Origin of the sequence: Vibrio sp. M260118 (genome assembly GCF_036533755.1) — a bacterium.
GTDB lineage: Bacteria > Pseudomonadota > Gammaproteobacteria > Enterobacterales > Vibrionaceae > Vibrio.
Genome location: NZ_JATABG010000353.1, coordinates 1 through 3,537 on the forward strand (window position 1 = coordinate 1; position 3,537 = coordinate 3,537).

At 47.4% G+C, this 3,537-nt stretch carries 2 protein-coding genes and 1 pseudogene; all 3 read left to right on the top strand.

Annotated features, from left to right (window positions below; all coding sequences use genetic code 11):
* Positions 1–141: 141 nt before the first annotated feature.
* Positions 142–1,104 (top strand): thioredoxin-disulfide reductase, encoded by a 963-nt coding sequence (trxB, locus tag QTO00_RS16570; protein WP_331425775.1) that lies wholly within the window; start codon positions 142–144, stop codon positions 1,102–1,104.
* 112 nt (positions 1,105–1,216) lie between these two features.
* Positions 1,217–3,004 (top strand): heme ABC transporter permease/ATP-binding protein CydD, encoded by a 1,788-nt coding sequence (cydD, locus tag QTO00_RS16575; RefSeq protein WP_331425776.1) that lies wholly within the window; start codon positions 1,217–1,219, stop codon positions 3,002–3,004.
* Positions 2,997–3,537 (top strand): annotated as a pseudogene (locus QTO00_RS16580) (heme ABC transporter ATP-binding protein/permease CydC); the annotation flags it as partial. The gene cydD and the pseudogene QTO00_RS16580, both read left to right, overlap by 8 nt.

Genomic DNA, 3,537 nt, shown 5'->3' on the forward strand with positions numbered 1-3,537 from the left:
CTCTCTAGTAATCGATATCTTCAGTTCTAACCTATAACCAATTAATACAGTTCCTCCCCTTGCTAACCCTTTAAATGCCCTCATTTATTCCATACAATCAAATCAAATAGATAATCAAGCGTCACCGCGAATGGAGCACTAATGAGCGACGTAAAACATAGCAACCTACTAATTCTTGGCTCAGGCCCAGCTGGATACACAGCGGCGGTTTATGCAGCGCGTGCCAATTTGAACCCTGTTCTAGTGACTGGAATGCAGCAGGGTGGTCAGTTAACCACCACAACTGAGGTTGAAAACTGGCCTGGCGATCCAGAAGGGCTAACAGGGCCTGGTCTAATGGATCGAATGAAAGAACACGCTGAGCGTTTCGAAACAGAAATTCTGTTCGATCATATTAACGAAGTCGATTTCAGTCAGCGCCCTTTCCAACTTAAAGGCGACAGTTCTGAATACACTTGTGATGCACTGATCATCTCGACAGGTGCATCAGCGAAATACCTAGGTTTAGAGTCTGAAGAAGCGTTCAAAGGTCGCGGAGTTTCCGCTTGTGCCACCTGTGATGGATTCTTCTACCGCAATCAAAAAGTCGCAGTGGTTGGCGGTGGTAATACCGCCGTCGAAGAGGCACTTTATCTGTCTAACATTGCCTCTGAAGTCCACTTAATTCACCGCCGTGATAGCTTCCGTGCAGAGAAAATCCTCGTTAAGCGCTTAATGGATAAAGTTTCAAACGGAAACATCATTCTTCATACCGATCGCACTTTGAAAGAAGTTGTTGGTGATGATATGGGTGTAACAGGCGTGCGTATCAAAGACACCAAGTCAGACAATATCGAGCAGATTGACGTTATGGGTGCTTTCATTGCGATTGGTCACCAACCAAATACGTCGATCTTTGAAGGCCAATTAGAGATGAAAGATGGCTACATCATTGTCCAGTCAGGCCTTGAAGGTAACGCAACACAGACCAGTGTTCCGGGTGTATTCGCCGCGGGTGACGTAATGGATCACAACTATCGCCAAGCAATCACCTCCGCGGGTAGCGGCTGTATGGCAGCACTAGATGCAGAGCGTTTCCTAGATGCGTTGGCTGATAGTAAATAATATTTTGCATTTTTAGCTCAAAACCTTAAAACCCTGCGGTATTACCGCGGGGTTTTCTTTTGTATAATGCCGAGCTCTATCAATTTATAATAATTCTCATTAAGCCTTCACGATGGATAAAAAGAAACAACGCAGCTTGAATCAGTGGCTCAAGCAGCAAAGCAAGCTCGCCAAGCGCTGGCTCATGATTGCTGTTGGCCTAGGTGTTCTTTCAAGCATCTTCCTGTTAGTTCAAGCCGCATTACTTGCCACGATTTTGCATCAGCTCATTATAGAACACACTGATAAGTATGACTTAATCCCTTACTTTGCCGGTTTGGTTGCTGTTGTTGCTGCTCGCGCTCTCTGTTCTTGGGGCAGAGAAATCGCTGGCTACCGTTGTGGTGAACAGATCCGCGTGTATATCCGGCAACTGATTCTCGACAAACTGCGTGAGCTAGGCCCAGCTTTTATTAAAGGCAAGCCTGCCGGAGCATGGGCGACACTACTGCTTGAACAAGTAGAGGATATGCACGATTTCTTTGCTCGCTACCTGCCGCAAATGTCACTGTCAGTTCTGGTTCCATTTGTGATTTTGATCGTGGTGTTCCCGATTAACTGGGCTGCGGGCTTAATCTTTCTGATCACAGCCCCTCTTGTGCCTATGTTTATGGCGCTAGTTGGTATGAAAGCGGCAGAGGCAAACCGTAAAAACTTCAAGGCTCTGCAACGCTTGTCTGGTCATTTCTACGACCGTCTTCAGTCTATGACCACCATTCGCTTGTTTGATCGCACCCGCGCCGAGACTGAAGTAATGCGTGGGGCCTCTGAAGTGTTTCGTGTACGCACTATGGACGTGCTTAAGATAGCCTTCTTATCCTCTGCTGTACTCGAGTTCTTTACCTCAATTTCTATTGCCCTAACCGCTGTATACTTCGGCTTCGCCTTTATTGGCGAACTTAACTTTGGCGACTATGGCGTAGGTGTCACGCTGTTTGCGGGCCTATTTATCCTCATTCTCGCGCCAGAGTTTTATCAACCACTGCGTGATTTGGGCACCTTCTATCATGCTAAGCAACAAGCGGTGGGTGCCGCAGAGAGTATTGTCGAATTTATCGAGACAGACGTAGAGACAGTGCGCTCGGGTGAAACAAAGCTCACTGACGCAAGCAACATTTCAATCACCGCTAAAGAGGTTGAAGTCTACTCTCCCGAAGGAAAGAAACTGCTCGGCCCAATTAGCTTTACCCTCAACCCAGCGCAAACCACTGCATTAGTCGGGCCTAGTGGCGCTGGTAAAACAACGCTAATCAATGCGATTTTGGGCTTCTTACCCTACAAAGGTTCCCTAACCATCAATGGCATCGAAAGAAGTGAGTTAGACCTAACCAACTGGCGCGAGCAGATCAGTTGGGTTGGACAAAACCCTCTCCTACTCCATGGTTCAATCCGTGACAACATCACGTTGGGCAAATCAGATGTAAGCAGCGATGTTATCGAGAACGCGCTAAATGAATCTTTCTCAGCCGAGTTCGTTAACCAACACGGGCTTGACTATGCAATATCAGATCGTTCAGGCGGACTATCCGTTGGCCAGGCGCAACGTTTAGCCTTGGCTCGCGCTATGGTACAAAATGGACACTTCTGGCTGCTTGATGAGCCTACTGCAAGCTTGGATGCACGCAGTGAAAAGCTAGTGATGCAAGGCTTAGCAAAACAAGTGGAGGGTAAAACAACCCTAATGGTAACCCACCAACTCACGCCACTGAAAAACGTCGAGCAAATACTCGTTATGAAAGATGGCGACATCGTTCAGTCAGGAAGCTATAGCCAATTAGCGGCTGCACAAGGCCTATTCCAAGAGATGTTGTTTGCCAACCAAGCACTTAACCAATCAGATAAGGGGAACCTAGATGCGTGAATTACTTCCCTACCTAAAACTGTATAAGAAACATTGGTTTGGCTTGTCACTGGGCATGTTACTGGCGTTTCTGACCTTAGCCGCATCCATCGGCTTACTGACCCTTTCAGGTTGGTTCCTATCCGCAGCCGCAGTGGCTGGATTAACCATTGCCCGAGAAACATTTAACTACATGCTGCCAGGCGCTTTTGTGCGTGGCTTTGCGATGGGAAGAACAGCTGGTCGTTGGGGTGAGCGTGTGGTTAGCCATAACGCCACATTTAAACTCCTCACCGATTTGAGAATCTTTTTCTTCTCTAAGCTTGCGCCCTTGATCCCAGGTCGAGTCTCTAACTTGCGCGATGCAGACCTCCTCAATCGCTTGGTCGCAGATATAGACGCGATGGATCATGTTTATCTAAGGCTTGTCAGTCCTATGGTGGTTGGCACATTAGGTATTTTAGGCTTAACCGCCCTGATCTCTTGGTTTGATTTAGAGTTAGGTCTAACCTTGGGCGCTGTACTATTTGCGCTTCTACTCACTTGGCCTGTTC

Coding starts and splice junctions, on each gene's coding strand:
- trxB (WP_331425775.1), top strand. CDS start 142: ATGAGCGACGTAAAACATAGCAACCTACTAATTCTTGGCTCAGGCCCA.
- cydD (WP_331425776.1), top strand. CDS start 1,217: ATGGATAAAAAGAAACAACGCAGCTTGAATCAGTGGCTCAAGCAGCAA.